The organism is Paludibacter sp. 221 (assembly GCF_010501035.1).
In the GTDB taxonomy this organism is placed as follows: domain Bacteria; phylum Bacteroidota; class Bacteroidia; order Bacteroidales; family Paludibacteraceae; genus QVMH01.
This window is the reverse complement of sequence record NZ_QVMH01000015.1, coordinates 1-4,551: the sequence shown is the minus strand read 5'-3', so window position 1 is coordinate 4,551 and position 4,551 is coordinate 1. Positions and strand designations below refer to the sequence as shown.

Genomic DNA, 4,551 nt, shown 5'->3' with positions numbered 1-4,551 from the left:
ATTTTCGGCACAAGTTACGCTATGCTAAACTTGCGCCAATATAATGTTTAATAAGGTAATAAGGTTTGGTTTTATGAGCTGTTGAAGTTACTAAGGTTTATTCCTGCTGGCGCGGATGTTACATTCCGACGTGTCGGAAATTGTAGTCCGTGTCCTGCTTGAAAAGCAACCATAATCTCCAAATTGTTTGCTCTTACGAGCAAGACACGGACTACAAGTCCGCGCCGGCAACTATCCGTAGGTCGTCACTTCGTTTTGACCTGCGGTTATGCAAATTCTGCCTTTTAGGCAGAAGCATACTTTGTAAAGCATCTTCAACAAATAAACTGTTTTTAACTTCGGAGCATATACAATAAATAAGAACTTTTTCCGTAATTTTGTATTCGCTTGGAGTTATTTCTCACTCCTTATACAATAAATGATTGACCAGGCTACCATAGACCGTATTAATGAAACCGCACGCATCGAAGAGGTGGTTTCGGACTATGTTACGCTCCGCAAACGGGGGGTGAACATGCTTGGCCTATGCCCATTCCACAACGAGAAAACACCTTCGTTCACCGTATCGCCTGCGAAAGGTATTTTCAAGTGTTTTGGTTGCGGCAAGGGGGGAAACTCGGTACACTTTATCATGGAGCACGAGCAACTCTCCTACTACGATGCACTCAGGTTTCTGGCAAAGAAATACAATATTGAGATTGTAGAACGCGAACTGTCGGCCGAAGAACAGGCGATACACAGCGACCGCGAGAGCATGTTCCTCGTTAATGAGTTTGCTCAAAAATACTTCGCCGACATACTTCACAACCACATTGATGGTAAAGCCATAGGACTGAGCTATTTTCGCGAACGGGGTTTTCGTGACGATATAATCAAAAAATTCCAACTGGGCTATTGCCTCGATGATAAAGACAGGCTTACAAGAGCCGCTCTTAAAGCGGGTTATAACAAAGAATACCTGATTAAAACAGGACTAACGCTCGAAAATGAGACAAACCAATCGCTGTACGACCGTTTCAGGGGACGTGTAATGTTTCCTGTTCATTCGCTTTCAGGAAAAGTTATAGCATTCGGCGGACGTATCCTGAAAAAAGACGATAAAAAGGCTAAATATGTCAACTCGCCCGAATCGGAAATTTACCATAAAAGCAACGAACTCTATGGCATTTACTACGCAAAACAAGCCATCGTACGCGAAGATAGATGCTATCTGGTAGAAGGTTATACCGATGTTATCTCCATGCATCAAAGCGGCATTGAAAACGTAGTGGCTTCTTCCGGTACATCGCTAACGTCCGGGCAAATCCGCCTGATTCACCGCTTTACCGAAAATATAACCGTAATATACGATGGCGATGCTGCAGGCATCAAGGCATCTATACGCGGAATAGACCTGCTGCTTGAGGAGGGGCTAAATGTAAAAGTGCTTCTGCTACCCGCAGGTGAAGACCCCGACTCGTTTGCTAAAAGCAATAATGCTTCGGATTTCATCGAGTATGTACAGAAAAATTCGTCCGACTTTATCCGGTTTAAAACCAGCCTGCTGCTTGAAGATACCGGAAACGACCCTATAAAACGCGCCGGACTGATAACCGATATTGTAAGGAGCATCTCGCTTATTCCAAACCATATAATCCGTGCCGAATACGTAAAGGAATGTAGCACGCTGCTAAATGTACAGGAACAGGTCCTTTACCATGAAATAAACAAACTGAAAGGTAAAGAACGTGAAAAAAACTGGAGTCAGCAGCAACAGGAGAGCATCCAGTCAATAAACATACCGAACGAGCAACAAGACTTAAAAACTGAGAATATAATAGGCGCAGGCAAGTTTGAAGCCGAGGAGCGCAATATTCTGGAAATGCTTATCCGCTATGGCAATCATGTTCTGTATTACACCGACGTTGAGAATAAGACATTCAAAACTGTAGGAACTTACATACTGGAAGAACTTGAATCGGACAGCATACGTTTTCTGAACGAAACATACGCTTCTTTACTGGAAGAGTATAAGCTTCATCACGAAGAAGAAAACTTTGTGGCAGAGCGTTTTTTCCTCCATCATACCGATAATAAAATAAGTATGGTGGCCGCCGACCTGATTGCCGAAAAATATACTTTGAGCAAAGTACACTCGAAGATAAAGAAAGTGGAACCGGATTCGGAACGCCTGCTTGAACTTGTGCCCCGCATTGTGTTTGAACTGAAAAACAGTGTTATCATCGACCAGATAAGACAAAAACTGCTTGAACTGAAAGAAGCTAACGAAAACAAAGACAATGAAAAAATGGCTGAAATAATGCAGGAAATGAGTTTGCTGGAACAAGTGAAAAAACAGTTATCAAAAACCCTTGGAGAGAGAATAATTATAAAGCTGTAATGAGGTGAAAGGTGAAAGTATAAAGTATATTAGAAATTTCAGCTTCCCCTTTCAAAAATAAATTATTCTTTTCGTTAACAAAATCTATATAAATAAGCCCCTGATGAATTATCAAGATATAATAAACAACCCTGATTATACCGAAATAACCAGCGTTGAACACGAAGAAATAAAGCCCTTTGTTAAAAACGAATTAGCCGAAAACCAAGGTTGGGCGCGTGCTGCCAACATGTATCAGTTATTAGGCATTCTTGCTTTCATATTAGGGGCGTTCAAAGCCTTCATGCCATTTTACGTTTCACGCGATTATATGTATCTGGTTTACTTAGCGGCCGGAATCGCTTTCCTGTTTACCATCGGAATTGTGCTGCACGAACTAATTCATGCCATCGCATACAAAATTGTAGGCGCAAAGCATGTTTCATTTGGTATGAATATACGAAAGTTCTTATTCTACGTACAAGCCGATGGAGAAGTTATTAATTATCGGCAATTTAAAATCATAGCATTAGCACCTGCCGTTGTTATAGGGGTACTCTCTGTTGCAGGCATGGCTATCTTTTACAATCAAGCTCTTTTCTATTTCTTTCTTGCTATTTTCGGGCTACATAGTTTTTGCTGTGGCGGCGATTTCGGCATGCTTTGCTTCTTTCAGAACAGGCCGGATGAAGAGATCGTAACTTTCGACATGAAAAAAGAAGGCAAAACCTTCTTTTATAAAAAATCCATCACAACCAATTAAGTTGAGCACTGAATAAAATTTGAGTTTGCTCTTCCCACTCCTAATACACCAAAGATAAGACTTGTAACTTGTAACTCGTAACTAATTCCTTGTAACTACTTATTTAGCATTTCCCAAAAGATATAGAGAAACGGGTATATATCCCTGTTTATCTACAAACTGAGCTTCGGGTACTTCAATCATAAATTCATGTTCTCCGGCTTTCAGATTTCCTAATTCGATAATTCTCGTATCAATCACATCTCCCGGACACCAGTTGCTAAATGCCTGCCATTGCTCGTCTGTTTTCTCTGACCTGCCGTAAATACCGTTCCTCTGCGTGTTAAAATGACGGAAGGGCTCACAACTTCTTCTGCCTGGCTTGTATTCCAACATAAGCTCATTGTCGAAACGAATGTAATGCATCCTTCTGTTGTATTCCTCTCCCCCGCTATTAGCTCCATGGTTAGAGGTTATCAAAACCAATCGTGCATTACGCACATTTTTATCTAAAGAAAACTTCACTGATTTAATCGTCTTACCAAGTTCGTCGGTCGATTCTTCCTTATAATTATTTAGCTGATATTTAAAGAGAAGCGGCATTAAAACCAGACCTTTCCCCTTTTTAGCAGGAGCCGCAGGGCTTACAAATTCCAAACTGCCAAAAAAGACATCACTTCGTCCTTCACAACCTGCTATTTCCTTATTTGCCGCATAGGGCACACCGAAAACCTCAAATTCAATCCAATAATCGTACTGTGACAATAACTTTTTATCTCTGAAAACCGGACTCAGATAATTCAGATTAAAAGAATAAGAAGCGGGCTGAAAAGTTTTATTTTTATCCATAAAAGGAGTGATAAAACGCCCGATTTCATATCGGTTAACCTCCGTTGGAGAATAACTGTTTTGTCCTTTAGGCACCATCGCTAAACTTATATTCGCCAGCCTGTCATAATTATCACATACAGGGTTAATAAAGACATTCATCACAATATTATCGCCAAACTTGGAAAGCTGTTCTTTTGTTAGTTTGACGGCATACGATGAATTTTTGTGACGAATTACCCCCGCGTCGGGAAGTTTACCGGCATACTCTTCATAAACACTGTCAGAAACAAGCGGCGCATAACCATCAAAAAACAAGACATCTTTAAATACCGGGATAACTTGCTCTGAATATGCCTGTATACTCAAAAATAGAAAAAATAATACAAAAATAGAATTTTTCATCATGGCGAAAATTTACCGGTTATTTTAAATTCACAAACAAAAATAGTTAAGAGTTTACACTTTATTCAAAATATACTGAATAAAATGCAAACTCTTAACTAAATTATTTTATTATATCTTCTTCCGAAGCTCTATATCTTCTATCTTCTTTTTCTGATTCCCACATAGGATAGTGCTAATAGTAAAAGTACCATCAAACCTTCTCCTACAGGAGTGT

3 protein-coding genes are annotated in these 4,551 nt (G+C 40.0%); 2 read left to right on the top strand and 1 reads right to left on the bottom strand.

Features of this window, described 5'->3' with window-relative positions; genetic code table 11:
• Positions 1 to 418 precede the first annotated feature (418 nt).
• Together dnaG and D0T49_RS05180 are read left to right on the top strand one after the other, a co-directional pair.
• Entirely contained in the window at positions 419 to 2,380 is a 1,962-nt protein-coding gene (dnaG, locus tag D0T49_RS05185) for a DNA primase (RefSeq protein WP_163629529.1), read from the top strand.
• A gap of 103 nt (positions 2,381 to 2,483) precedes the next feature.
• Positions 2,484 to 3,122 carry a DUF3267 domain-containing protein gene (locus D0T49_RS05180; RefSeq protein ID WP_163629528.1) on the top strand — a complete coding sequence of 213 codons (639 nt, stop codon included), beginning with the start codon at positions 2,484 to 2,486 and terminating at the stop codon, positions 3,120 to 3,122.
• A gap of 99 nt (positions 3,123 to 3,221) precedes the next feature.
• Here the strand turns inward: D0T49_RS05180 and D0T49_RS05175 are convergent, their stop codons facing one another.
• Positions 3,222 to 4,337, bottom strand: coding sequence for a peptide-N-glycosidase F-related protein (locus D0T49_RS05175; RefSeq protein ID WP_203583420.1), 1,116 nt, complete (start codon positions 4,335 to 4,337; stop codon positions 3,222 to 3,224).
• Positions 4,338 to 4,551 lie beyond the last annotated feature (214 nt).